This is a genomic window from Neobacillus sp. OS1-2, from assembly GCF_030915505.1.
GTDB lineage: Bacteria > Bacillota > Bacilli > Bacillales > Cytobacillaceae > Neobacillus.
In genome coordinates this window covers 3,250,033-3,274,726 of the sequence record NZ_CP133265.1, presented here as the reverse complement: position 1 = coordinate 3,274,726, position 24,694 = coordinate 3,250,033, and the positions used below count along the sequence as shown (strand labels likewise).

Annotated in this window: 24 protein-coding genes; 8 read left to right on the top strand and 16 right to left on the bottom strand. The window is 39.6% G+C overall.

Translation table 11 applies throughout. The features are described 5' to 3' along the window. Position 1 precedes the first annotated feature (1 nt). The gene (locus RCG19_RS16295; protein ID WP_166241740.1) at positions 2-274 is read right to left on the bottom strand and encodes a ubiquitin-like small modifier protein 1; all 273 of its coding nucleotides are present in this window, start codon (positions 272-274) and stop codon (positions 2-4) included. Positions 275-398: 124 nt separating this feature from the next. Then, on the bottom strand, positions 399-758 hold the full coding sequence (locus RCG19_RS16290; protein WP_308107991.1) for a YisL family protein: 360 nt from the start codon (positions 756-758) through the stop codon (positions 399-401). Between the two features lie 411 nt (positions 759-1,169). Between RCG19_RS16290 and RCG19_RS16285 the strand changes: the two genes are divergently transcribed. From RCG19_RS16285 to RCG19_RS16260, 6 genes are all read left to right on the top strand, one after another. After that, positions 1,170-1,391, top strand: a complete 222-nt coding sequence (locus RCG19_RS16285) for a spore germination protein (protein ID WP_308107990.1) — start codon at positions 1,170-1,172, stop codon at positions 1,389-1,391. Positions 1,392-1,408: 17 nt separating this feature from the next. Beyond that, the gene (locus RCG19_RS16280; RefSeq protein ID WP_166241600.1) at positions 1,409-1,633 is read left to right on the top strand and encodes a spore germination protein GerPB; all 225 of its coding nucleotides are present in this window, start codon (positions 1,409-1,411) and stop codon (positions 1,631-1,633) included. A 73-nt stretch (positions 1,634-1,706) separates the two neighbouring features. Next, positions 1,707-2,378 (top strand): spore germination protein GerPC, encoded by a 672-nt coding sequence (gerPC, locus tag RCG19_RS16275; protein WP_308107989.1) that lies wholly within the window; start codon positions 1,707-1,709, stop codon positions 2,376-2,378. After that, positions 2,375-2,581, top strand: coding sequence for a spore gernimation protein GerPD (locus RCG19_RS16270; RefSeq protein WP_308107988.1), 207 nt, complete (start codon positions 2,375-2,377; stop codon positions 2,579-2,581). Before gerPC ends, RCG19_RS16270 begins: the two co-directional genes overlap by 4 nt. Further along, positions 2,562-2,951, top strand: a complete 390-nt coding sequence (locus RCG19_RS16265) for a spore germination protein GerPE (RefSeq protein ID WP_308107987.1) — start codon at positions 2,562-2,564, stop codon at positions 2,949-2,951. The genes RCG19_RS16270 and RCG19_RS16265 overlap by 20 nt, the downstream gene beginning before the upstream one ends. Positions 2,952-3,009: 58 nt before the next feature. Continuing rightward, positions 3,010-3,228: a spore germination protein gene (locus tag RCG19_RS16260; RefSeq protein ID WP_166241606.1), complete on the top strand. Its 219-nt coding sequence runs from the start codon at positions 3,010-3,012 to the stop codon at positions 3,226-3,228. 44 nt (positions 3,229-3,272) lie between these two features. Here the strand turns inward: RCG19_RS16260 and addA are convergent, their stop codons facing one another. The 5 genes from addA to RCG19_RS16235 form a co-directional block, all read right to left on the bottom strand. Next, entirely contained in the window at positions 3,273-7,046 is a 3,774-nt protein-coding gene (gene addA, locus RCG19_RS16255) for a helicase-exonuclease AddAB subunit AddA (RefSeq protein ID WP_308107986.1), read from the bottom strand. Then, positions 7,039-10,536 carry a helicase-exonuclease AddAB subunit AddB gene (gene addB, locus RCG19_RS16250; RefSeq protein WP_308107985.1) on the bottom strand — a complete coding sequence of 1,166 codons (3,498 nt, stop codon included), beginning with the start codon at positions 10,534-10,536 and terminating at the stop codon, positions 7,039-7,041. Before addB ends, addA begins: the two co-directional genes overlap by 8 nt. A gap of 235 nt (positions 10,537-10,771) precedes the next feature. Then, positions 10,772-11,326, bottom strand: a complete 555-nt coding sequence (gene lepB / locus RCG19_RS16245) for a signal peptidase I (protein ID WP_166241612.1) — start codon at positions 11,324-11,326, stop codon at positions 10,772-10,774. Next, entirely contained in the window at positions 11,316-11,981 is a 666-nt protein-coding gene (locus tag RCG19_RS16240; protein ID WP_308107984.1) for a TVP38/TMEM64 family protein, read from the bottom strand. Before RCG19_RS16240 ends, lepB begins: the two co-directional genes overlap by 11 nt. A 38-nt stretch (positions 11,982-12,019) precedes the next feature. Beyond that, positions 12,020-12,961: an LCP family protein gene (locus RCG19_RS16235; protein ID WP_374049620.1), complete on the bottom strand. Its 942-nt coding sequence runs from the start codon at positions 12,959-12,961 to the stop codon at positions 12,020-12,022. Between the two features lie 258 nt (positions 12,962-13,219). On the opposite strand from RCG19_RS16235, the gene RCG19_RS16230 reads away from it, so the two are divergent. Further along, positions 13,220-13,585, top strand: coding sequence for a YhjD family protein (locus RCG19_RS16230; RefSeq protein WP_166241616.1), 366 nt, complete (start codon positions 13,220-13,222; stop codon positions 13,583-13,585). 25 nt (positions 13,586-13,610) lie between these two features. On the opposite strand, the gene RCG19_RS16225 is transcribed toward RCG19_RS16230, so the two are convergent. Then, on the bottom strand, positions 13,611-14,168 hold the full coding sequence (locus RCG19_RS16225; protein ID WP_308107982.1) for a competence protein ComK: 558 nt from the start codon (positions 14,166-14,168) through the stop codon (positions 13,611-13,613). Between the two features lie 183 nt (positions 14,169-14,351). Between RCG19_RS16225 and RCG19_RS16220 the strand changes: the two genes are divergently transcribed. After that, positions 14,352-14,588 (top strand): IDEAL domain-containing protein, encoded by a 237-nt coding sequence (locus RCG19_RS16220; protein WP_166241618.1) that lies wholly within the window; start codon positions 14,352-14,354, stop codon positions 14,586-14,588. A 97-nt stretch (positions 14,589-14,685) separates the two neighbouring features. Here the strand turns inward: RCG19_RS16220 and RCG19_RS16215 are convergent, their stop codons facing one another. From RCG19_RS16215 to hemY, 8 genes are all read right to left on the bottom strand, one after another. Then, positions 14,686-15,954: a M48 family metallopeptidase gene (locus tag RCG19_RS16215; protein WP_166241620.1), complete on the bottom strand. Its 1,269-nt coding sequence runs from the start codon at positions 15,952-15,954 to the stop codon at positions 14,686-14,688. 102 nt (positions 15,955-16,056) lie between these two features. After that, complete coding sequence (locus tag RCG19_RS16210; protein ID WP_308107981.1) at positions 16,057-16,365, bottom strand: AzlD domain-containing protein; 309 nt, start codon at positions 16,363-16,365, stop codon at positions 16,057-16,059. After that, positions 16,355-17,086: an AzlC family ABC transporter permease gene (locus RCG19_RS16205; protein ID WP_166241746.1), complete on the bottom strand. Its 732-nt coding sequence runs from the start codon at positions 17,084-17,086 to the stop codon at positions 16,355-16,357. The genes RCG19_RS16210 and RCG19_RS16205 overlap by 11 nt, the downstream gene beginning before the upstream one ends. Before the next feature lie 207 nt (positions 17,087-17,293). Then, a complete protein-coding gene (locus RCG19_RS16200; protein WP_308107980.1) occupies positions 17,294-18,856 on the bottom strand; it encodes a fatty acid--CoA ligase family protein in 1,563 nt (520 codons plus the stop codon). A 145-nt stretch (positions 18,857-19,001) separates the two neighbouring features. Beyond that, positions 19,002-19,991 carry a lipoate--protein ligase gene (locus tag RCG19_RS16195; RefSeq protein WP_308107979.1) on the bottom strand — a complete coding sequence of 330 codons (990 nt, stop codon included), beginning with the start codon at positions 19,989-19,991 and terminating at the stop codon, positions 19,002-19,004. A 16-nt stretch (positions 19,992-20,007) separates the two neighbouring features. Beyond that, on the bottom strand, positions 20,008-20,742 hold the full coding sequence (locus RCG19_RS16190; protein WP_308107978.1) for an MBL fold metallo-hydrolase: 735 nt from the start codon (positions 20,740-20,742) through the stop codon (positions 20,008-20,010). 102 nt (positions 20,743-20,844) lie between these two features. Next, positions 20,845-23,004: a YhgE/Pip family protein gene (locus tag RCG19_RS16185; RefSeq protein ID WP_308107977.1), complete on the bottom strand. Its 2,160-nt coding sequence runs from the start codon at positions 23,002-23,004 to the stop codon at positions 20,845-20,847. A gap of 217 nt (positions 23,005-23,221) precedes the next feature. Continuing rightward, positions 23,222-24,667, bottom strand: a complete 1,446-nt coding sequence (gene hemY / locus RCG19_RS16180) for a protoporphyrinogen oxidase (protein ID WP_308107976.1) — start codon at positions 24,665-24,667, stop codon at positions 23,222-23,224. Positions 24,668-24,694: the final 27 nt, after the last annotated feature.

Genomic DNA, 24,694 nt, shown 5'->3' with positions numbered 1-24,694 from the left:
ATCAGCCTCCTGCAACGGGGGGAAATAGTGCAAACTGATCTTCCTCGGCCACTCTCGTCTGAAGGTCATCAAGATGAATAATATTCCTGCCGTTCACATACACATGAACAAATGGCAGCAGCTCTTTTTCTGGAGTAAAAACCTCATCTCGCAGGTCAGGAAACATTTCCACCATTTTATCTAAAACATCCATAACCCGATCCCCATCAGGCAGCACCTTTACTGTTACCCCTCCACATATTTCACGGAGATTTGCAAACACCTTTACAATCACATTCATCTCTCCCCTCTACTAGTTTTAATATTAAAACCGGAAGCTTGAGTTGTCACGTGGTTTATAGCTATTTTTCAAAAATGAAAAGGCTGTCCCCCAGGGACAGCCTTCTTAAACAAATACCTTATACATTAAAAATCGACATTGGCAGCTTTTCAAAGCCTAAATATAATACGAGCAGCCAGGCGATCACAAACTGAATCCAGAAGACGGAAGTTCGCCTTTTATTTGCGACACGTCCCAGGATCATTTCAAATAATCCAATTACCCATAACCCGGCAACCGCTTTTAAGATATACCAAACATCAATTTTGTAAACCGAGAAAAGGAGTCCGATACCTGTGGCAATAATAACTAGATATAAAACACGTAATATCATTTGAATAATTTTAAATCCTTTGGCTTTCCCGCCTTTATTTAATGAAAGAGCTACGAAAAATAAAATCAGAGCTAAAACCCATGCTGTTACATGACCATGAATCATTCTGTTTCCTCCTATGTATAGTAATCGAGACTATCATACCATAGGCATTTAGTAATTACGAAAAAAGTGATTCAAATATTGTGACAAACTTAGTAAAGCTGCAAAAGGAATTAGGAAGCAGGTGTATCCGGCACCTCTAACAAATATAATCTAGGCAAATGATTCACATTACATTCGCCCAATCATAAGATGTAAAAGATATTAATAAGAAAAGCGAAAGCGCCCTGGTCAGCGGCGTATGGCCTGGAGCGCTCCAACTGAGATAAAGGAAACACGGTGAGCGAAGCGCATCCGTGCTTGACTTATCGTAGGGCGGAGAGCGAAGGACACTAGCCGCTAGGGCGCTGGAGCTGGACAATTCTCAAAGTCGAATGATATAAATTCTGATATTAATAATAAAGGATGTTGAATATGCCAGCAATTGTTGGGGTTGCACAGGTCATTACACTAGGAAACAGCTCTGTTTTCCACATTGGTGATGTTTACAAAATTATGCCGTTTGCCACAGCAAAGACCTTTTCCGGTGCCGGATCCTTTAACACCGGTGAGCAGGTAGATGTCCATAACCGATTAAGTTCAACGAATACAAATGATCCAGAGGTTTTTGATCAAGGTAATTTCTTTAATATGTAATGAGTGGGTGGTCTAACATGAATTTTTATATCCAGCAATCCATTCAAATCAATTTTATTAAAATTGGAGGAATCACCAATTCCTCGGTCCTCCAAATTGGCAGTGCCGGGATTATTAAGCCCCAAGCAAATCTATTTAATACGGGAGGATTTACTAAGCCGGCGCCAGCAGGAATAAAGCCTCAAGGAGAAACACTTTTTGCGCCTGCAGTACCATTACAAGCTCCTGTCAGAAATTTTTAAACGATACCTCTTTAATGCAAAAGCCTTGTCTGCCTAATGAACTTGTGGAAAAGAAGCAAATCCAATAGGATTTGTGCATATAGTTAGAACACAAGACGAAAAGGCAATTCGCGGCGAGGTGATTCACGTGTATCAAGATATGTATCAATACCTTCAATGGCTGCAGATGTGTATCCAAGCACAAGAAAAAAGAATTGTCGCATTAGAACAGACAATTCAAAAATTAAACAATGATGTAAAGCAGGCATTGGAAAAGCCCACGATACATGTTGATAGGATTGACTATAAATTCGATCAATTGAAAGTTGAAACCCTAGAGGGAACGTTAAATATTGGTTTGAATCCGAATGATTTATCGGGAATTGAGGACTTTGCTGTTCAAAATCAATCATTAAAAACCCCTTTTTCTCCAAAAGAACAATTGCGAAAATCAATAGATATTGAACAGGCTATTCATAACTACTTAGAAACAGATTTGCCGCATATCATTGATGATGCCCAAAGAAACCAAGACATTCCCCCAAATGATACCTATTTAGCTTTCATTAAAGAGGATATCATCAAACAGCTTCCCACCCGGATTGATCATCATATTAAAGCTTACACAGCAAAGGTTCAATCGGCTGATGGGGATCATCCAATTGATGAAATGGTAATTGAAGCACTAAAGCAGGAAATTCAAAGTGGTGTAAAGGTTTTTCTGGCTAACTTACCTGAAAATATGAAAGGGATGAAGACGGAATGAACTTTGAGGTCTACAATCGTGTTCTCCATGTTAACAATGTTAAAATCATGGCGGTCGCTAGCTCCTCATTATTTATGGTGGGCGATGCAGAAACAATCCAGTTGACATCAGCGTTTGATACACCGCCAGAATCATTAATTATCGGGCCATTTGTACCATTGGAACGGGATGTGACCCCTGGATATGCTAACCCGAACCTCTAGTGTAGATAACCTCCGCTTAAGAGAGGTTGCTTTCTGCTCGATTATCCAACTGGGAGATTCTTGCATTCTTAACGCATTCTCCAGGGCCCTTGCCGTTCAAAGGGAAGCAGAAACTTTTCATGGTAACGAAGGGAATTTTCCTTCCTATTCTGTCTATAAAAAAACGCTGCCACTGCCGCCTATAAATGAGAGTATGTCTTTTTTACGGCATAATCTGAATCCACTTATAAAAGTGAATAATATTGATATCACTGCCGTTTCTTCTTCATCCATTTTACATGTTGGAAACACGCAACATGCCTCGATGGAGGTAAGAGTTAAGCATATCCGTCAGCTTCTGCTTAAAGGTCATGAACAAGACATCATCTAAATGCATATGTTACTGTAAGGTAATTGCCTAGGAAGTTTACTAGAAAAGGATGTTATTCATGCCAGCTATCATTGGCCCAGTACAAATTGTGACTGTGAGTGGGGGTATTGTCCAGTTTGGGGATACCGTCTATATTTCACCAAAGAGTAGTTCAAAGACGTTTGCTGGTTCTGGTGGATTTAACACCGGCGGGCTCATTGTCTCCAATACCGGTTTGAGCGGTACCAATGTTCTTGACACCAATTTAATTGACCAGCCAACAGTTGGAAATAATTAAGAGATGACATTAACCATTTAATGGGTCCATGTCATCTCTTATTTTTACTCCACTTTCAAAATGTGAGCTCCATCAAAGAAGAATAAATATCTTTCCGCAACATTTCTTTTCCAGATTTGTTCAATCGCCTTTGTATATAGGTTTATCTGCAGCCTGTACCTGTCTTCAAGAATTGGTTTTGCCTGTAGAAAACCTCCACTATACCTGCCTGTTATTCCATCGGTCTTATAGTCTATTAGGACAAGACCTTTTTCATCCTCAAGGATACAATCAATAATCCCTTGCACAAAAACAGATTCATTTTCTTCGTGCCAATTAGGATAAACCTCTTTTGCAGGCAATGAAAGTGTAAACGGAATTTCCCGATGAATCGCCTTAGCATGAACATATCTCTGTCCTAAATTTGTGTTGAAGAATTGAACGATTAATTGGCAGTCAATGATTGCTGCTTGCTCTGCGGTTAGCAATTCATTGTGAACCATCCAGTTTACTTGTTGACTAATCGATTCTTCACTTACAGGTATGGTCAAATCAACATGCTGCATCACCATATGCATGGCCGTTCCCCGCTCTGCAGGACTTAATTGTTTCTCTTGCATAAACTTGGGACGTTTTATGATTGATTTTTTAAATTTCCGAACCAAATCGGTACCACTTTGCTCGTCAGTCATTTCCGCAAAGCGTTTTATTTCTGATACAGATTGCTTTGAGCGATGTGCCGCAGCATCAGGGAAGACATATTCCCATGTCAGACGTGCCTTTATTTCGTCAGCAAATGAGGACTCTAACGGAATTTTCTCTAACTTTTGCACCTTTTCCAAAAAATGATCTTCTTCTGCTTCAATTTCTGACTCCTGTTTCTGAATTTCATCAGCACTTATCAAAACAACGTTCCATGAAGAAGAATGATCCGTGATTTCCGAGGGAACGAACGGACTTGTTCCACCTTCACCCCTTAATTCACTGCAGTCCTGATGGCGAATTAGCGCTGGTCCAATCCAGTCAATATAACTCATAGCTCCTGCCCGCTCATAATCCTTTAACTGCCATTCAGTATTGGCGGAAACATCGTTCCATTTGTCAATGGTTTTCACTGCATCCTTTAATGTTGCTGTCACATAGAGCTTTTCCTTCGCCCTTGTCATGGCCACGTATAAGACACGCATTTCCTCTGCCAGCATTTCCATTTTCTTTTTTCGTTTAAAGGCAATTTGTGGGAGGGATGGATACGAAATCCGTTTCTCAACATTTATATACTTTGTTGCAAAACCAAATTCCTTATCGAGCATGTAGGACTTCCGGATATCCATCATATTAAAATTCCTTGCCATTCCCGCCATAAAGACAACAGGAAATTCAAGTCCTTTACTGCTATGAATGGTCATGATTCTAACAACATCCTCCTGCTCCCCCAGGGCTCTTGCCGCACCAAGGTCGTCACCCCTATCAATCATTCGTTCGATAAAACGTAAAAAGCGGAATAACCCGCGGAACGACGTTTGTTCATAGCCTCTTGCCCTATCATATAAAGCCCTTAAGTTTGCCTGGCGCTGCTTCCCGCCGGGCAGACCTCCGACAAAATCATAAAACCCGGTATCACGGTATAATTGCCAGATTAGTTCTGAAAGCGATCCTTGTCTTGCCAACTGTCGCCAGTCCTTTAACATGTCAAAAAAGCTGCGGACCTTTTCATAAAAAGGATCGCTATTTTCGGCTGTCTTGCTGAGGCAAAAGGCTGACACTGCCTCCCAAAATGTGCTGCGTTTCTTGTGAATCCGAATTTTTGCTAATTCTTCCTCGTTTAATCCAACAATCGGCGATCGTAAAACGGATGCCAATGGTATATCCTGGAATGGATTATCAATGACTCGCAGCAGCGATAGCATAATCGATACTTCAGTTGCTTCAAAATAACCGGTCGATAAATTTGCATAAATGGGAATACCCTGTTGTTTGAACTCCTCCATGATCTGCGGTGCCCAAGTCATGGAGCGAAGGAGGATCACCACATCTCGATACAGTAACGTTTTTTGCATTTTCGTTTTTGTGTTATATACCGGGGTGCCACTTAACACCAACTCTTTAATTTTTGCTGCCATCACCCTTGCTTCAAGCTGTGATTGTGCAAGGTCTTCGGCATCAAACTCAAATCGTTCTGTCTCATTCTCTGCTTCTGCGGTCATCTCCGCGCTTTCAGCGTTTTGATCAATAAGGATAACTTCTATTGGAAAAGAATGATCCTCCGGATAGGGTGCGCCATTTCGTAATTCCGCCGCCTCATCATACTCAATCTCTCCAACCTTGACACCCATGATTTGTTTAAATAAATAATTGGTGCCATCAAGTACTTCCTTTCTGCTTCTGAAGTTACGCGCTAAATCGATCCTAAGTCCTGAATCGCTCCCCTGGGTAGTAAAGCGATTATATTTACTTAAGAAGAGATTTGGCTCAGCTAGACGAAACCGGTAAATACTTTGTTTTACATCTCCGACCATGAAAAGATTACCTGTGCGTTCATCTTCCTGGGTTACCAGCTTTAGTATTGTCTCTTGGACCATATTTACATCTTGATACTCGTCGCAGTAGACCTCTTTAAAGTGGCTGCGGAAGGTAAGCGCCGCTTCTGAGGGAATAAATTCCCCTTCTGCATTGATTCCATTTGTTAGTATTCCAAGACAGTAATGCTCTAAATCGGCATAATCAACGAGTCCCTTTTCTCTTTTTACTTTTTCAAACCGGGTTGAAAATGCTTTTACAAGGTTAACCAATGTTTCTATTAATGGACGCATTTCCTTCATATCCCGTAAAAAGCCCTCCGGTTTTCGCGAAAAAAGTTCTTCCTTTATTTCTTGGATTTTTTTCTTTGCTTTATCCCGTAGCTTTTGAGCCTTTTCTGTTAGATTCTTCTCGTAGTGGTCACCCTTCACCGGTTTAGCCCTTCCGAAAGACCAGGTTTGCATCGCTTGATACAGTGCTGCCCATGAATCCTTCTGAGCTAGCATTAGCGTTTCTAAGACATGCAAATCATCTAAAAAGTTTTCCGCCCGCGGCGCAGGGCCATTTGGGAGCTTTGTCAGTTCCAATCCTCGTTTAATCATATCCTTGGCAGCTTCTAACTGTAGTTCAATATCAAAAAGCAGTGACTGGATAAAAGGAAGATCCTCAATATCAGTGATATCCCCCACATCATACATCGAAACAATTGATTGTAAATAGTCCTCCGGCACTGGATTCGAACGGGCAAAATCATAAATAGAACGAACGATATCCATTAGCGCCTGATCGCTTCGATCATTTGTGAACGAATCTACCAAATGAAAAAAACTCTCATTCTTTTCTTTACCATATTCCTCTTCAAACAGCTCTTCCATTACCTCATCTCTAATGATTTGTGCTTCTGTTTCATCAGCAATCCGAAAACCTGGGTCAATATCGATTAAATAATAATATTTATGGATGACTTCCAAACAAAAAGAGTGAAGTGTTGAAATGGAGGCTTTGTTTAATAAGCTAAGCTGTTTTCGTAAATGTCTGGACCCCGGATCCTGATCGATTGCTTTTTCCAAGGCTTCGCCCATTCGGTGCCTCATTTCTGCAGCTGAAGCATTCGTAAACGTTACTACCAATAGTTCGTTGACATCAATTGGATTTTCCAAAGAAAGGATCTTTTGAATAATTCTTTCCACAAGGACGGCTGTTTTCCCAGAACCAGCCGCAGCCGCTACTAGGATATCCTTATCCCTGGCCATAATGGCCTTCCACTGGTCATCTGTCCAGGTCACACCTGCTGGCTTGGGAGGGATTATGACATTACTCATTTTCCGTCGACTCCTTTCTAATTAATTCCAATACATCCTCTTTTGAATGTGGTGTAAGAATCCGATAACGATTACTTTCAATCGATTCATCAAATTGACATACCGCCTTATAAGAGCAAAAGGTACAAGGGGTCTTGTCCTTTAGCTTATATGGCGCAATATCAATTTGCCCATTCGTAATGGCATTGCCTGTTTTTTGATATAAATCTCGGACATGGTTTCGTAAATGGTCAAATTCTTGTAAACTTGCTACCTTTGACTTTTTCGATAAATTTCCATCTTTTTTAATCCCAGCGGCCACAATTTGCGAATCACCGGATTCTAATGTTTGATCCATTAACTGGATGACCCTTTGGTCACTCACCATTAAGCCATTCATTTTAAACTTTTTCATCATTTCATTTTCGATTTCATCCATGGACAACATTTTCGTTGTATTGATAAACGGATTATGAACATGGAAATAAAGAACACCTGCAGGGCTAGCTTTCATCTCCACTAATTCATTGGAATGAGTAATGACAATATCAAGATAGGTCAGCATTTGCAGTGCAAGACCATAATAAACCTCAGTTAAATTAACATCCTTCTCACTCGATTTATAATCTATTACCCGCAAAAAGACACTATCGTCTTCTAAGTTCGCCTTATCAACCCGATCAATCCGCCCTGCCAATTCCATTCTTTTTCCATTCTTTAATGAAAAAGTTAATGGCGGAAGATCCCCATTTGGTCCAAACCCTAATTCTAAGCCAATTGGTGAAAAGCCACTCACTTTTGCGTGTTCACTTAAGACAATGGACGCACGAGTAATAATTTGCTCCAATTTCCGCTTAATATAATGGTGGCGTTCCGAACTGAGTAATATTTCGTTTTGCAGCTTGGGTGCTAACGTCTTAACTGCCTCTTTCGAAAGGTCTTCACATTGCTTTCGTGTTAACTCAGCCCATGACATGTTCTGGTCATTGACAATATCGGCAATCTGCTTTAATGCAGCATGGAACAATTCACCAATATCAGGTGCCTCCAAGCGAAAAATTTGTCGTTCTCGAAGCTTTAATCCATGCTGAGCAAAATGTGAAAAGGCACAGCCATTGAATAATTCCATTCTGGAAACACTTGCCTGAATGGTCTCACCATATAATTCATCCGCCACCTCTTTTGAAAGCTGGACGGAACTATTTGAGTAATAGAGGCTTGAAAATACCTTTTGTGCCCTGTTTTTCCACGAGCTTTCAAGATAAAAGTTATACACATCCCACCATAGGCTGGAAATGGGATAATTTCGTTTTTTCCATTGCAGCTGTGTGTTAAGGTAGGACATGGTGGTTGTATAATTCGAAACAAAGCGTAACTGCTCGGTTTCTTCAAGTTCAGCAGGGTCTGTAACTAGGTACTCTTCCTTAGCGTCTGGAAACATATCTTTAAGTCTCTTGATGTAGGAAGAAGGTATTAATGCTTTTCCCTCGTCATTTGCAAGCGGGTAGCTGACATAAAGCTTTTCTGATGGTGCCGTAAACGCTTTATAGGCAAGGAATGTTTCATCAAGTAAGCGGGTCCGACTACTTGGTGCAACCTTCATGCCTGCCGTTAAAAGCAGTTCTCTGTCTTCATCTGCCAGGATGCCGTCATCAGAAATTTTCGCCGGCAGCACTCCTTCATTCACACCAACCATGAAAACAATTTTGATGTCATTCAATCTTGATTTTTCTAAATCACCAATTAGCACCTGATCGAGTGCAGGCGGAATCAGGGAAAAATGCAAGGATTCGAAGCCCGCTTCTAAAATAGCAGCAAATGCCTTAGGGGTAACTTGCTCTTCCCCAAGTATTTCAACATACTGATCAAGAAGGTCAACGACCGCATTCCATACTTGTTCGTGTTCCCGCATTCTTAACAGATTGCCCTTTTCTTCAGCCGCCATTTTCCATTTTTCAAGCTTATCTGGAATATCTAATTCTTCTAAATATAAATAGATAGCTTCACAAAGCTTTCGTCCTGTATCGGCCTTCTTCAACCTTCTGGATAATCGTAAAATTGGCGCAGTTACCATAAGCTTAAGTTCATTTAATTCCTGCTCCTGCTCTTTTTCAGCATCTGTTTGGACATTGCCCGCTGATTCAAGCCCTCTTATGCGCCGATAAACCCAGCGTTCCTTTTTCGTCCATTTACCTCCATTAATTCCATAGGCTAGACAGTAGTTTTCCAGCCTATCCATCTTCTCCCGCATTTTACCCGGATTTTCCTGAGGAGGATACAATAATTCAGTTTTTATTGCTCTAAACACTGGCTCATAACGCCAATAAGAGTTTATCACTTCTAAACTTGAGCGGATTAATTCAATCAGCGGATGATTGAGCATCGTTCTTTTCTGATCGATAAAATAAGGGATCTGATAATCGTCAAATACTGGTTCAACAATTTCATGGTAGTCCCCGCCATTTCTAATTAACAGAGCGATATCTCGGTAACGATACCCACTTGTCCGAACTACATCGCGGATTTCCCGTGCAATCCCTTCAATCTCCGCCCTTCGATTAACAGCCTGACCAATATGGATCGCAGGCGCACCTTTGAAAACTGCTGCTGGTCGTGTATCAAATTCTTTCTCTAAATGACGTAATGATGGAAGATTCCATTTTACCTGTTCCTTTAGAATGATTGGTTGTTCTATTTCACTGCTGCTGATCCGTGCTAAATCATAGATGTTATAGCATGTCTCACCCGATGCCCGGAACAGGTCAAGCTCATCCGGCTCTGAATGAACAAATAACCGATCTGCAGTCACCGCGATTGAAACACGTTTACAATGCTTCATTAATTCCGCCATGACAAGATATTCCTGTGGTGTAAAGCTATAAAATCCATCGATATAGATTTCTGCCTCTTTCAAGTAAGCCGAGGCTGATATTTTCTCTGCTAAGAGGCGAAAATAATCTTCCGAATCGATATATTTCCCAAAGATCTCGTCCTCAAATTTAGAATAGATCAATTCTAAATCATTTAATTTGTCTTGTAAGGCTTTCGAAACAGAAGTATCCCCCGAACCGAACTGGACCGATTTTTCGATCAACTCTTCGGGTCTTAGACAGTATCGCTTAAACTCGGTAATGATTTGTTCCAGTTGCTGGACAAAGCCATTCTTATCAGCTGCTCGCTGAAAAATCTTTAAATTTTCTTTCTGTTCGTCAAGTATCTTACGAATTAGCATATTCAACCCGACACTACTCAAATGTGTTCTGCTAATTCCGCCTGTTTCCTGCAGGATCCGCCATGCTAAACGGGAAAAGCTATAAACCTGGGCACGAATCATTCCGCCAATACTCGCGTCTGTCGCCAAACGATATTCAGATAAAAAAGTCATTTGTTCCGGAACAATATAAATAATTGGTGTACCTTCGGGTTCGCGGGTTAAACGGTCGCGTATTTCGTCAAGAAACATCGAAGTCTTACCGCTACCTGACCGCCCAATTACCATTCTAACTGACATGGGTTTACCACCCTTTCTCGATTACCTCTTTATCTCACATTCTACCATAAAATAGGTACAAACGTTTGGATTTCCCCTTATGGATTTATACCAATAATGGTAATTGATACGTTTATATCCATAAAAAAAATACGATTCATCCAATCGTATCATTGCCCTTTAAAGGTAAGAAAGTTTTGACTTTGAGAATTATCTTGCTCTAGGCGCCGATTAACGGGCGCCTTTTGTTTTTCTATTAAAAGTGCACGTCCATTTCATTTAATGGCCAATAGCGCAAATCGACTTTACCGACAACTTGACTGGAAGAGATGAACCCGAATTGGCGGCTGTCCCAGCTTCCTAATCGATTATCACCAAGGACAAATAATTTTCCCTCCGGAACTGTATTTTCCCCCGTAATCTCCTTTAAACTAAAATCACCTGTCAGCTTCATACCAGGTGCTTTCTGCTTATAAACCTTTAAAAACGGTTCTTCGTATTTATGACCGTTAATAAACAGTGTATCATTACGGTATTCGATTTTATCACCCGGCAGCCCGACAATGCGTTTGACAAAATCCTCTTTGGAATTGGCATGAAAGACGATGACATCAAACCGGTTTAATTCCCCCACCTGATAGCCAAGCTTATTGACAACAAGTTTGTTTCCATCCTGAAGGGTCGGCATCATTGATTCGCCTTCTACAATATAATTGGAAAAGAAAAATGTTCGAATAAAAGCAAAGATAATGATTCCGATGGCAAATGCCTTCACCCATTCCAATCCTTCCTTTTTCCATTCAATTTTCATTGAATCTCCTCCGTTTCTCCGTCACTGTATTTCTATCTATTTCACCATTATGGTCAGTTTCAGTACTCTTATTCATCCTTATTTCAATTCTTTTTCCTACATACCAAAGAATAAAAATGACAAGTAAAACAATGACTGTTCGAAAAGGTTTTGTTATGAGCGAACGGAGATCATAGCCAATAAAGCTAATGGTAAAAATCATCACCATTTTTCCAATACACACTGCCAGCATATATTGAGCAAATCGTATTTTTGATAACCCCGCAACAATGTTCACAAGCGCTGAAGGCGTAAATGGAAAACATAGGATTAAAAATAGAGGGCCGAACCCATGTTGATCCACCCAGTCCATCAGCTTACGAACCTTTGGGTGCCTGGGCAAAAAAGATAATAATTTTTTTTGCCCATATCTCCTAATTAGTAAAAAAACAAATAAGGCTCCTATACAAGCTCCAAGCCAAGAAAATAAAAAACCTAGCCAAAGTCCAAAGGCACTGGCATTTGCCATGACAAATACAAACAAGGGGAGAAATGGCAAAAACGCTTCAAGGACGATCAATAACATGCCTGGTAACGGCCCAAGAGCCCGATATTCTTGTATAAGGGTCATAATGTGTTCAAGTGTAAACCAAGCCTTTAATGATTCGATGTCCATCTGCCTTCACCTTTCATATTTTGTCTGTCAGAGCCCCTTTATTTCGTGATAAATTGATGGAGTGCCTCTTTATTCTTCTTCACATCAATATCCAGTACTTGGCCTTCACCACTTATCCGCGGTTCTGTGAAGCTATTTTCGATTGGGATACGCAATGTTTCGATGCTTCCTCTGTCCTTTGCTAGGAAATCCTTCGCCATAAATAAGGTGTCAGATGTGTCTATATTGGTATTCACGTATGGCGAAACTACACCCATTAATTTTGGGAGTTTCGCAATTGTAAAACCGGTTAATTGGTCTTTAATTGCCTGCACTGTCTTTTGTTGCCTCTCTACCCTTCCAAAGTCACCAACAGCATCGTGACGAAAGCGAACATAACTAAGTAAATGTTCACCATCCAATCTTTGCAGACCGGGCTCTAATGGGACATCAACATATTCTGACATTTTCTTTTCAACATCCATTTCTACACCCTTAGGAAAAGCCTCGTCAATCAGCTGGACAAAGCCCTGAAAATCCGCTATCGCAAAGTATTGTAGATCAAGGTCAAAATTTTGTTTGATTGTTTTCCTCATTAACTCCGGACCGCCAAGAGCAAATGCTGAATTTATTTTATGTTTCCCGTGCCCCGGAATATTGACGTAGCTATCCCTCATGATAGATGTAATCTTAAATGTTCCTTTATCCTCGTTAAAATGAACAAGCATAATTGTGTCAGAACGCGATGACTTTTCCTCCCCCCGTGCATCACTGCCAAGCAGAAGGATGTTCGTGTCGCCGTATTGGTCCTTCTGTCCTTCAAATGTATAGACAACTTTTTCTTCTTTATTATCTATATTAAGATTTTTTAATGATTGGTTAACTCCTTGCTTATACTGAAAATAAGCATAACCAATCCCCCCGCCAAATAGCAGTAAAATAACAAGTAAAATGGACGGCCATCTTCTCTTTTTCTTATACTGATGTCTATCAGCTCTCATATGTTTATCACCTTTGTCCATATTTTTTAAATATAAATCACTGTTTTTTTTAGATTTCTTCATTAAATTCATTTTCCCCTATCAAATATCCTTCTATTAATAAAAACTTTCTCACATATTGCCTATAATTTTCAATAAATAAGGCTCGCCAAATTGACGAGCTTCCTGCTTGGAAATGGTCTATTGCTTTTATCACTTTTTTTTCGTAAAATAAAGGGGAACATTCGTTCGAAAATATAGAAGGGTGTAGATGGTACGATGACCAGAATTCCTGAGGATGACCGTGACATATTAGAGAAAGCTATTTATTTACCGATGGTTCTTATTGTCTTAAACCGTGATATTACTGTTGTGAAAAGCAGCCCCTTTAAGTTAAAAAAACCTTATTTGGATTTAATTGAGGCAACAATAAAGGAAATACAACGGGAACTATCTGAGGTAAAAATGTATATGAAGAAGAATAAGCTTCAAGTCATTGAAACACAGCGGGACGATGCTTTTACGATGTACATGTTTATTTATAAGGGCTATGAAGAAAACCATAATTACTTTAACCCAAGGATCCGCAATAAAGTACAAGAATTAATGGAAGCATACTTATTAAAAAAACATCTATCCCAATAAAAAATTCTGAAATATGTAGTCATTATTACCGATCTTTCAAATAAAATTCACCACTTTCTGATGCCTTCGACAACTGAGGCCCATGCAGTAAATAAAATAATTTCTTCTTATTAAGTTCAACCCTTTGCATAAGCTTTGTTTGTAAATAAGATGTTCTTAACATTTGGGTATTAAAGGTACTGTAGGAAACCGGAAAAGTGAAAGAATTGTCATTGCGAAAAATGACCAATGTCTGCCTTGCAGATGCCCGTCTGTAATCCTTTATATGCTCAAGAAAGAACCAAATACAATTAGGGTCCTCTGGTGACGTAGTACAGAAGGCATAGATATTGTTAATTGGTTCTATGACTATTGGGAGTTTTCGTGAATAATCAATTAACAGTTTGGTTCCCTTCCTCCTGCTTTCATAATCGACACCATAGAATGCACAGCTGTTTTTGATTAAATCCAATGGTTTAAAAGGAGACAGAAATTCATCTTCTGGTTCAACAATAGTGGAAAATATTTTATTTCCATATTCAACTGGCTTTATATACATCGTACAAGAATTCACCACGTATTCTCCGATTTTTACTTGTGCCAATCCTTTCAACCTCTTTTCATTTTAATTTTTCCACCATATCTTACCACTTTTCCATTTTTATTCCTTTGTTTTTTTTAATTGTTGCTATTTTCTTCACAATATCAGGAAAAAATAATATCAGAAAATTTGATATATTATTGGAAAATCTCCATATAATTAAAAAAAGCATCAGAGGTGATTTCCATGAATGAAAAATCATACACGGAACTAATGAAACTTGGTGCCATGAAGCGAAATCGAATGAAGGAGAACTTCGTCCAGGATCTTTACATCGACATGCTCTTATCAGAAATTCAGTTAACGATTGAAAAAGAAAAATTGCTGCGGAAAATTGACTTGGCCATTGATACCCGGGACAAAAGATCATTTCTTCTTTTATCCGATAAGCTTAAGGACATTAACAAACGATTTGGTACGTAAAAAACTTTTTAAACCGCCTGATTAGGCGGTTATTTGTTTTTATAAGATAAAAAAACTGAAGACATGGATCTGTCTTCAGTTCTATATCCTTATCCTATTAGTGACGATGCTTAATCTCATATTCCTCAAGCATGGAAATGCGGTCAAGCATGGAAGGATGCGTATATCGAAATATTTTTACCAATAACGGCGGGTTCACTTGACTCAATCCAGAACGGCTTAATTCTTGAAAAGAGGTAATCGCAGCATCTGGATTTTTCGTCATTTCAATCGCATATCTATCGGCACGTGTTTCTTCGTAGCGTGAAGCTAAATTGGAAAGTGGACTTGAAACAAACAAAAGCACAGACAATATCAGAAGAAACAACGGAAGTGAGCGAATATCCCGTACGTTGGTTACTTTTAGTTCCCTTCCCCAACGGCTAATAATCCAATCCATCAACCTGTATGTCAAATAAAGTCCAAAGAGCGAAAGCAGAAGGTAACCCGCGATGCCGAAATAAATATGCTTTTCCACATAATGACCCATTTCATGCGCCATGATAAAAAGGATTTGATTATCATTTAGCCGATTTAATGTCGTATCCCATAAAACAATCCTGGCGCTAGAACCAATTCCGTTAACATATGCGTTCATTGCATTGGTTTTATCTGCCATATTCACTTCAAATACATGCTTCGCTGGAATATCGGCTTGATCTGCCAGTGCTAAAATTTTGGTTTCCAATTCTTGATTCTTTAGTGGATAGAAATCATTGTATAGTGGATCTATGACAACTGGCTGAAGGAACATCATAAATAACGTAAATGGAATGGATAACAGCCAGCCATAAAGCCACCAGCGCTTTTGGCTTTTTTTCATTAGCCAATAAAGAACAGGAACAATAATCAACCACGTCCCATAATTAATCCAAAAGTCAATTAACTCATCCTTCATCCAAGAAGGAAACGATTGTGTTGAAATATGATACGTTTTGGATAAATAGTAGCTAATATAGTTTAAAGGAAATGTGGCTATGAAGGCAAAAAAGAATAACCAAATGAGATAAATGGGTATTTGCAGCAGTTTATACTTTGAAGAATTGTCTGCCCATCGTTTGAATGCCTTTGAAAAGCCAAATAATAAAATGAGAAAATAAAACAGCCACTCAAAAGGTGTTGATAAGAAAAACAATAGGTTTCTCACCTTTGAATATTCTTCACTTAAGCTGAGCTCTCTGCCATTAAGAAAGGTAGCCGGGTCTGCTTTTGATCCTTGATATTCAAATGGTAATGTCGTATTGGCAAAGTGAAATAAATACCAATAAAAAAACAATCCATACAAACAAAAGGCCAAAACCGCATAGACCCCCAGTTTTCTAACCATGATTTTGTCCCCCCTTGTGTACAACCTCTCCTATACTTAGTTTAGTTAAAAATGGGTTTTTTAGAACTAAGCATTAAAAAAAGCCAGCTTTTAGGAACTGACTTACATAAGAAACGAATATAGGGCAAGGATAGCAATGGAGCCGAGGACGACCACGATTACATTTGCTCCTAAATAGGCGGCTACGAAGGCTGCGGCAGCCCCCAGTACACCGTACCATATATCGTCCTTTTGAATAAAAATTATCGCCGGAAATATTAAGGCGCCAAGGGTTGCATATGGCACATTTCTTAATACTCCTTGAATAAAAGGCGGTAGCGCCTTCCCTTTAAATAAGACAAAAGGGAGCATCCTTGGAATATAGGTTACTAGCCCCATTCCGATAATCATCCAAATGATTTCACTTCTCATATTGTCCACCTCGATACCTTTTTTTCAGCACTTCTGCTGTTTCGATTATGATAGCCGACAATAACGTTGCTGTTACAATTGCCCAGCCTTGTGCCATGATATGAGTAAGGGTTAATACCGAATTAAAAACCGCTCCCAGTATGGCCAGGAAAAGGACCTTTGTACTCTTTTTTAACGAGGGAACTAGGAGACCAATAAACATCGCATATAAGGCAACCCCCATGCTTTCCTGTAAGGTTTGCGGCAGGCTTGCGCCAATTAGATGACCGATTCCCGAAAAAACAACCCAACTGATATAGGCAACCGAATTAAGGCCAAGCATAAACCCTGTTGAAACTTTCCCATCCCTTGTAGCCGCAACTGAAAAAGTTTCGTCGGTAATGCCGAACGAATAAAAAAGTTTGTTGAGCAAATGGTCCTCTTCGCTTTTTTCATTTAATGTTGCACTCATAAGAAAATGTCTAATATTAACGATACAGGTAGTTAAAATAATTTCAATAATACCAGTCCCATACGCAATAAGACTTAATGAAATATATTGTGATGCGCCGGCAAACACGATGAGACTCATAAAAACAGCTTCATATATAGTAAGTCCAGTAGTTTTAGCGAGGAGACCAAATGTTAAGGCAATGGGAAAATAACCAATCCCGATGCTAATGCCTGCCTGAATCCCCTTTTTAAATTCAGACGTATCTCGTTCTATTGCTATATCCGCCAACATGATTCCCTCCTTGTTGCAATCAATCGTATAAAGATAAATTTTAGCAAATTTTCCGAAAAAATAAAAGAACAAAAGGTGCAAGCTCCCTGGTCAGCGACGGATGGCCTGGAGCGTTCCATCTGTGATAAAAGTTGAAGTCTATAATTCCTGGACTACGAAAAAGACAGGCTGTATGCCTGTCTTTTACATTTCTCTAAACCGTTCTTACTTTCCGACGGTCTGGGTAACTTGAGTTTTCAGGGCACGCCTTAAGATTTTTCCTGTTGTGTTCTTAGGAAGTTCCTCTAAAAACTCAATAGTTGTGGGAACCTTATATTTCGCAAGATGCTCTTTACAATACTCACGTACCTGCTCCACTGTAAGTTCTGGGTTTTTACTGACGACAAAAGCACTAACAGCCTCGCCCTGGTTAGGATCCGGAACACCGAGCACCGCTACCTCCACAATATCTGGATGGTCGTAAATGACTTCTTCTACCTCACGAGGGTATACATTATAGCCGCCAACAATGATTAGATCCTTCTTCCGGTCAACAATATAGAAATAGCCATCTTCATCCATTCTCGCCATGTCCCCGGTATGAAGCCAATTGTTACGGATCGCTGCAGTCGTTTCTTCCGGCATTTTATAATAGCCCTTCATCACATTCGGTCCACGAACAATTAATTCACCCACGCCGCCAACAGGAACCTCTTCACCCAGTTCGTCTATTATCTTGTTTTCCACATGGAGGATGGATGTGCCAATTGACCCCGGCTTACGTGGACGGTCAAGCGGGTTAAAACAAGTAACAGGTGATGCTTCTGATAACCCGTATCCTTCCGAAATCATCACCGAGAACTTTTGTTCAAAATTCTTTAATAATGCAACCGGGAGTGACGCACCTCCGGAAATGCATAACCGTAATGATTGTAGCTCTTCTGTATTCCCTTCCGGATATTGATAAAGGAAATTATACATTGTCGGAACGCCGGCGAAAACGGTTGCCTCTTGTCCTTTTATAAGGGCAAAGATTTCCTTTGGACTGAATTTTGGTGCAATCAACAGGGTTGCACCACTTAATAAAGGTGCATTTAAGGCAACTGTCAAGCAGAAAACGTGGAACATTGGAAGGACAGTTACAACTCTGTCATCGTTATTCATTTTCAAATATTCGCCGACATCTTTAGCATTGCTGTATAAATTCTTATGAGTTAACATGGCACCCTTGGGCTTTCCTGTTGTTCCAGAGGTATAAAGAATGATCGCTGTATCATCATCTTTAAGCTCTGGACCTTGGAAGAATACATCCCCAGAGGCAATCAAACTTGTAAACGATTTCATTTTAGGATACACAGAAAGTTTTTCAATTTCAGATTGTACAAGACTTTCAGACTTCGTTTCGCAGAATACATAATGCTCAATTTTTGTGAGATTGGTGTGCACTTTTTCCACCAGCGGTAAGGCTAAATCAAGTGCAACAACCACTTTCACATCGCCATTATGTAAAATGTAGCCAATTTCATCCGCCGTATAAATCGGATTAATGGGGATGACAGTTGCCCCTAAACGTAAAGCCCCATATAAGCTGATGATAAAGTGCGGTGAGTTGCCAAGCAATAAGGCAATATGATCACCTTTTTGAACTCCTAGCTTTGCCAACCCTGAAGCAAACTTTGTTATTGCCCCATCCAGTTCGGCGTAAGTGCTTGTCTGCCCCATAAAATAATAGGCTGGTTTCGTAGCAAAGTTCTTTGCCGTTTCATTAAGCTGTGCAGATAAATTCATCGTATCCCTCCCACTATGAATGAATACTCATTCATAAAATTATAACAATTTTCTAAATACATTATATTGCTAGAAAGTTAAGTATTCAAGTGTAATACGAAAAAAACACGGTGATAGTTATCACCGCGTCACGTTTCAATATATTTTAATAGATCAAGTTGATAAATTCCTCTTTTGAAATATTTCCAAAATAATGAATCGTATCTACTTCTAAAAGTGCTTTTTCAATTTCAGTCTTTTCATAACGAATCCCTTTTAACCTGTTTTCAATATCACTTACTTCGCCAACACCAAAAAAGTCACCATATATTTTACAGTTTTCTAAGATCCCTTTATTTACTTCCAAGCGGACATCGATTGAACCAACCGGGAAGCGGTGCGAGTGCTGCAGATTGAACTTAGGTGATCTTCCATAATTCCAATCCCAGTTTTGGTAGCGCTCCTTGGATAGTTGATGAATCTTTTCCCAATCCTCTTCAGTCAACACATATTCCGGAATTTGTTCTTGCCCCTCAAAAATAGAGGTTAAAATTAATGAACGGAACTCCTTAATATCAATCTGTTCCGCTAAAAACTCGGATATATTAGCAACTCGGCTGCGAACCGACTTAATTCCCTTTGACTCAATCTTGTCCTTCTTAACCTTCAAGGCAGCTACGACATGATCCATTTCTGAATGAAAAAGCAGGGTTCCATGGCTGAACATTCTCCCTCTTGTAGAAAATTGGGCATTTCCGGAAATCTTTCTGCCCTCTACTTCAAGGTCATTTCTGCCGCTTAACTCGGCATTTACGCCTAATTTTTTCAAAGCTTCCACTACTGGCTCAGTAAATTTGCGGAAATTATGAAAGCTTTCCCCATCATCCTTTGTAATGAAACTAAAATTTAAATTACCAAGATCATGATAGACTGCTCCACCGCCAGACAATCTTCGCACAACATGAATTCCATTACCCTCAACATATTCTGTATTGATTTCTTCAATTGTATTTTGATTTTTTCCGATAATGATGGATGGTTCATTTATGTAAAATAGTAGATAGCTCTCGTTAATATCAAGATTCTTCAACGCGTATTCTTCAATTGCCAGGTTAATCCGTGGATCGGTGATGCCTTTATTATCGATAAATAACATAGTATTCCGCCCCTTCTTATAGAGAAATAGTTTGAAACTCATCTGCAAGTTTTATTATACCAGTAAATTCACTGGATGCCTCTGTGATTAAATTCACTAATTCTCCGTACTGCGGCAGATGTGTAAGGATTAATTGTTTTACGGCGGCCTTTTGGGCGAATCGTCCTGCCTCTAAGCTGTTCATATGTCCTGCCGACTTGCCATTTTGATTTCCGTAAAAGTTACATTCACACAGCAAGAGATCGGCACCCTGGCTAAACTCGATAAATTCTTCTTGAAAGGCGCTGTCTGCCGTGTAGACAATAGACTTGCCCTCTGCCTCGATTTTCATCGCATAACATGGGACTGGATGGATGGTTTTTAAAAATGAAACTTGAAACGGCCCAATGTTTACGGTGTTATGGGGATCATACGCCACCCCTTTCGTAATATTTTTATAGGTTAATTTAGCAAATTCATGTTGGTCGAATTCATGGCCGTATACTGGCAATGTTGGGAAATCCTTGCCTAGAAATCCTAGGATTAGTCTTGCATGCTGCAGGACCCCGATATCTGCAATATGGTCTGGATGGTAATGAGAAACGATCACCGCATCCAATTCTTCTGGCTGGATGATATTTTGCAGTTTCGAAAGAACCCCGCTACCGCAATCGATTAATAATTGAAATCCCCCGTGTTCAAGCAAATACCCCGAACATGCTCCATTCTGTTTTGGATATCCGCCCCAATAGCCAATTATTGTTAGTTTCACGACTCATTCCTCCTAATTTTAGTTCCTACCTTTACTATACTCAAAATCTGTTTCTTTTCATAAATAAAATACCAGCCGAAGTAGTACGGCTGGTATTGTAACTTATTCACTTACTAAAGAATTATTTTGATGTTGATGTTGATGTTTATGTCTCATTGTAAAATAGGCGATCGTTACTAAGGCGAATGCAACTAAGAAACCTAAAAGAATCGTTGTATTATGCCACATAAAGCTGAAGTCACCACTTGAAATGACAGCTTTAAAGCCTTGAACCGAATAGGTCATTGGCAAGAAGGCATTAAAATGCTGTAAGAAATTAGGAATTAATTCAAGTGGGAAGGTTCCCGCACTTGTAGTTAATTGGAAAATTAAGATGACGATAGCCAAGAAACGTCCTGCATCAGCGAATACTGAAACGAGCAATTGAATCAAGGCAATGAACGTCAAGCTGGTTATGATTGAAAATAGAATAAACTTTGGTACACTCTGTACATCAAGTCCTAATCCTCCTAGCAGGATTACATCGGCAAGTAACGCTTGGATAATTCCAACACCCGCCATGATAGAATACTTGCTAAGAAACCAGTTAAATCCACTTGAAGGAGCAACTGCAGTATCTCGCAGCGGGAAGACAATCGATAATAATAGTGCACCAACAAATAAACCTAGCGATATGAAGTATGGGGCAAATCCAGTTCCATAGTTTGGTACATGATTCATTTTCTTATTATCGAGTTTAACCGGTTCTGCCATCATATTATATGTTTTATCATCTGAATGAACCTTGGAGGCTTCTTTTGCACCATCGGCAAGCTTATCAGCTAATTCCTTCGCACCGTCAGAAAGCTTCGTGGTCCCATCTTTTAATTGATTAGAGCCGTCTGCTAATTTTCCAGTTCCTGCTGTAAGTTGGTTAGAACCATCCTCTAACGTGTTCAATCCAGTAGACAAGGTATTTGTTCCGTCATTTAATTTGATAGAACCCGCAGACAAAGCATCGATTCCCGATTGAAGTTGTTTTTGACCACTATTTACTTGATTAATACCGGCTAACAATTGATTAAAATAAGGATCGGTCTGACTCTTAATCTTTTGATCTAATCCATTGGTCGCACCCAAAAGTTTTTCATTAACACCCGTTTTAAATTGTTTAAAACCGGCATCAATTCCTGGAGATAGCTTTGCTTCAATACCGGCTTGCACCACCTCTTTTGTTGGTGCAGGTTCTGCTGTCATGATGGCATTTACAAGCTGTGGAGAAACCCCATTTGCGATTAAGGCGTTAGCAAGTTTCTTCATTTTTTCTGTTTGTTCTGTAATCGTCTGATCCGCAATTTGTGCAGCCAAACCTTTCGTTAACTGCGTTTCAAACATGTCAATCCCTTTATTAAGCTCCCCGACGCTGCCCGTTAATTCTTTTTGCATTCCTTGTGCAATACCAGCGGGCAGCTCGGTTTTTAATTTTGCTGCACCGGCAGCAACCTGATTTGTTCCATCAATTAAGATAGGCATATTAGCTTCTGCTTTAGAAAGTCCTTCTTTCAATTCAGTTGCCCCGGAAGCCAATGCCTTTGAACCTGAATTAGCTGTTTTGACACCATTATTAAATTCAAGAGATTTTTCAGCGAGTGTTGCTAGGCCACCGTTTAACTCCTCAGATCCTTTATTTAAATCTACGGAACCATCTTTTAACTGACCTGCCCCGTCACTTGCTTTTATAATCCCGTCAGCAAGATCGCTAACTTTTGAAAAAATAGTTTCTGCATAGGTTTCTGTTACTTTTTCCGCTACTGCCGTTTTAATCTTCTCAGCAGCCGTATTACCAATTTGTGCTGAAAGGAAGTTAAAGCTTTCATTAGGAGTATAAATCAACTCTAATTTTTTTGGATCCTTATCCATTAATGTAGTTGCATTTTTAGAAAAATCTTTCGGAATTTCAATGACCATATAATATTTTTGATCCTTTAATTCTTTATAACCTTCTTTTTTATCAACAAATTCAAACCCAAAGTCTTTGCTCTTCTTTAACTTAGTTACTAAGTCATCACCTAGCTTTAGGTGATCCCCATCAAGTGTTGCACCCGCATCTCCATTCACAACTGCGACTGGCAGTTCGTCAAGCTTGTCATACGGATCCCAAAACGCCCACAAAAACATTCCGGCATATAGGACGGGGACAAACATAACAGCGATAATCGGAATTAAGACTTTTTTATTTTTAAAAATCGTCAAAAGTTCTTCCTTTAATAAGATGTTTTTCACCTCTACTACCTCCTTTTTATTTATGACCAATTCGTTCATCTGGTCATTTTACTTCTGAAAATAAGGACCATCTTCATGGACAATCCTTGTTTTGAAAGCCATATATCAAAAATCTGATCCTCTTAAATGACTGTATGAACATTTCAGTCATTTAATACTTTAAGAGTATACATCCAATTTTTCCTGTTGGCAAGGAAAAATAAAAAGAAGAAGCTGGTTATAACGTAACAGCTTCTTCTGACATATTTTTTTCTTTTAGGTATTCTAACACATTCTTGACGGCTGCCTCTCCTTGATCAATACAATCGGGAACACCAACCCCTCCATATGAGGCACCTGCCAAGAAGACACCAGGCAGATCTTTCTTCACCTGCTCCAATATAGTTTCAAGCCGTTGCTTATGGCCCACGGTATATTGCGGCATAGCATTTTTCCACCTAGAAACAATCGCAAAGTCAGGATCCATCGTGATGCTCATTGTCTTTTTCAAATCGTCGAGGACAATCTTAATGATGCGATCATCCGACAGGTCAACAATCGTCTCATCACCCGCTCTTCCTACATAGCAGCGGAGAAGCACTTTTCCTTTCGGAGTTGAGTGCTCCCATTTTTTATGGGTCCACGTACAAGCGGTAATAGAGTAATCTCCATTTCTTGAAACAACAAATCCTGTTCCATCAATATCGTTCTTAATTGCTTCCACAGGGAAGGCGATTGCAACGGTAGCTACAGATGTAGATGGTACAGATTTAAAGGGATCGAAAAAGTTATAATCAGAAAACATGGATTGCGTTACCTTATGTGGCGTAGCAGCAATAATACAATCAGCTTTTATGGTTTCGCTATTATTAAGATAAATTTCGTAGTGGTCATTGGACTTTGATATTTTATCAACACGGTGGCCCTTTAAAATGGTCCTCGGATCTAATTTTGCTTCAATGGCCTCAGCAAAGGATTGAAGTCCTGTTTTAAAGGTTAAGAAACCACCCTTTTTCTTATCTTTATTTTCTGGCTGTTTTGGCTGGGAAGGCGTTGTTTTTTTCATCCCCATTATCAGGCTTCGGTACTTTTGTTCTACTTCGTAAAATTGCGGGAAGGTCGACATCAGGCTTAATTGATCAATATCACCTGCGTAGATGCCTGATAGTAATGGTTCAATTAAATTTTCAACTACCTCATCGCCCAATCTTCTTCGAAAAAATTGTCCTAATGATTGGTCTTTCCCACTTTCTGAACGGGGAAGGATAAAATCGGCTGCGGCTCGTAATTTACCGGGAACGGAAAAAAGACCTGTTGTGATAAAGGGTCCCACTTCCGTAGGCACTCCCATGATTGAACCGCCAGGCATGGAGTGGAGCTTCTCGTTTACAAGAACATACGATTTACCCGTCGAATTAGGAACTAATTTGTCATCCATTCCAACTTCTTTTGCCAGCCTAATGATGCTTGTTTTTCTTGCTAAAAATGAATCGGGTCCTCGCTCAATGGTAAAACCATCTCTAACAACCGTTTGCATTTTACCGCCAAGACGATGGGATGCTTCAATTAATTGAATCTCAATTGGCAGTTGATGCTCTTGAATTGTTTTTTGGAGATAGAATGCTGACGTGAGACCAGCAATTCCTCCCCCAATAATGACAACCTTCTGTTTGTCTTTGGTCACAAACGTCACCTTCCTCCATCTATGTTT

Bases quoted from the DNA above. Each gene is read 5' to 3' on its own strand.
- RCG19_RS16240 (WP_308107984.1), bottom strand. From the start codon at position 11,981: ATGGACATCGAATCATTAAAGGCTTGGTTTACACTTGAACACATTATG.
- RCG19_RS16210 (WP_308107981.1), bottom strand. From the start codon at position 16,365: ATGAGAAGTGAAATCATTTGGATGATTATCGGAATGGGGCTAGTAACC.
- RCG19_RS16285 (WP_308107990.1), top strand. From the start codon at position 1,170: ATGCCAGCAATTGTTGGGGTTGCACAGGTCATTACACTAGGAAACAGC.
- RCG19_RS16290 (WP_308107991.1), bottom strand. From the start codon at position 758: ATGATTCATGGTCATGTAACAGCATGGGTTTTAGCTCTGATTTTATTT.
- addA (WP_308107986.1), bottom strand. From the start codon at position 7,046: ATGAGTAATGTCATAATCCCTCCCAAGCCAGCAGGTGTGACCTGGACA.
- lepB (WP_166241612.1), bottom strand. From the start codon at position 11,326: ATGAAAATTGAATGGAAAAAGGAAGGATTGGAATGGGTGAAGGCATTT.
- RCG19_RS16260 (WP_166241606.1), top strand. From the start codon at position 3,010: ATGCCAGCTATCATTGGCCCAGTACAAATTGTGACTGTGAGTGGGGGT.
- RCG19_RS16265 (WP_308107987.1), top strand. From the start codon at position 2,562: ATGCTAACCCGAACCTCTAGTGTAGATAACCTCCGCTTAAGAGAGGTT.
- RCG19_RS16230 (WP_166241616.1), top strand. From the start codon at position 13,220: ATGACCAGAATTCCTGAGGATGACCGTGACATATTAGAGAAAGCTATT.
- RCG19_RS16235 (WP_374049620.1), bottom strand. From the start codon at position 12,961: ATGAGAGCTGATAGACATCAGTATAAGAAAAAGAGAAGATGGCCGTCC.
- RCG19_RS16220 (WP_166241618.1), top strand. From the start codon at position 14,352: ATGAATGAAAAATCATACACGGAACTAATGAAACTTGGTGCCATGAAG.
- addB (WP_308107985.1), bottom strand. From the start codon at position 10,536: ATGTCAGTTAGAATGGTAATTGGGCGGTCAGGTAGCGGTAAGACTTCG.
- RCG19_RS16195 (WP_308107979.1), bottom strand. From the start codon at position 19,991: ATGTTATTTATCGATAATAAAGGCATCACCGATCCACGGATTAACCTG.
- RCG19_RS16215 (WP_166241620.1), bottom strand. From the start codon at position 15,954: ATGGTTAGAAAACTGGGGGTCTATGCGGTTTTGGCCTTTTGTTTGTAT.
- RCG19_RS16270 (WP_308107988.1), top strand. From the start codon at position 2,375: ATGAACTTTGAGGTCTACAATCGTGTTCTCCATGTTAACAATGTTAAA.
- RCG19_RS16280 (WP_166241600.1), top strand. From the start codon at position 1,409: ATGAATTTTTATATCCAGCAATCCATTCAAATCAATTTTATTAAAATT.
- RCG19_RS16200 (WP_308107980.1), bottom strand. From the start codon at position 18,856: ATGAATTTATCTGCACAGCTTAATGAAACGGCAAAGAACTTTGCTACG.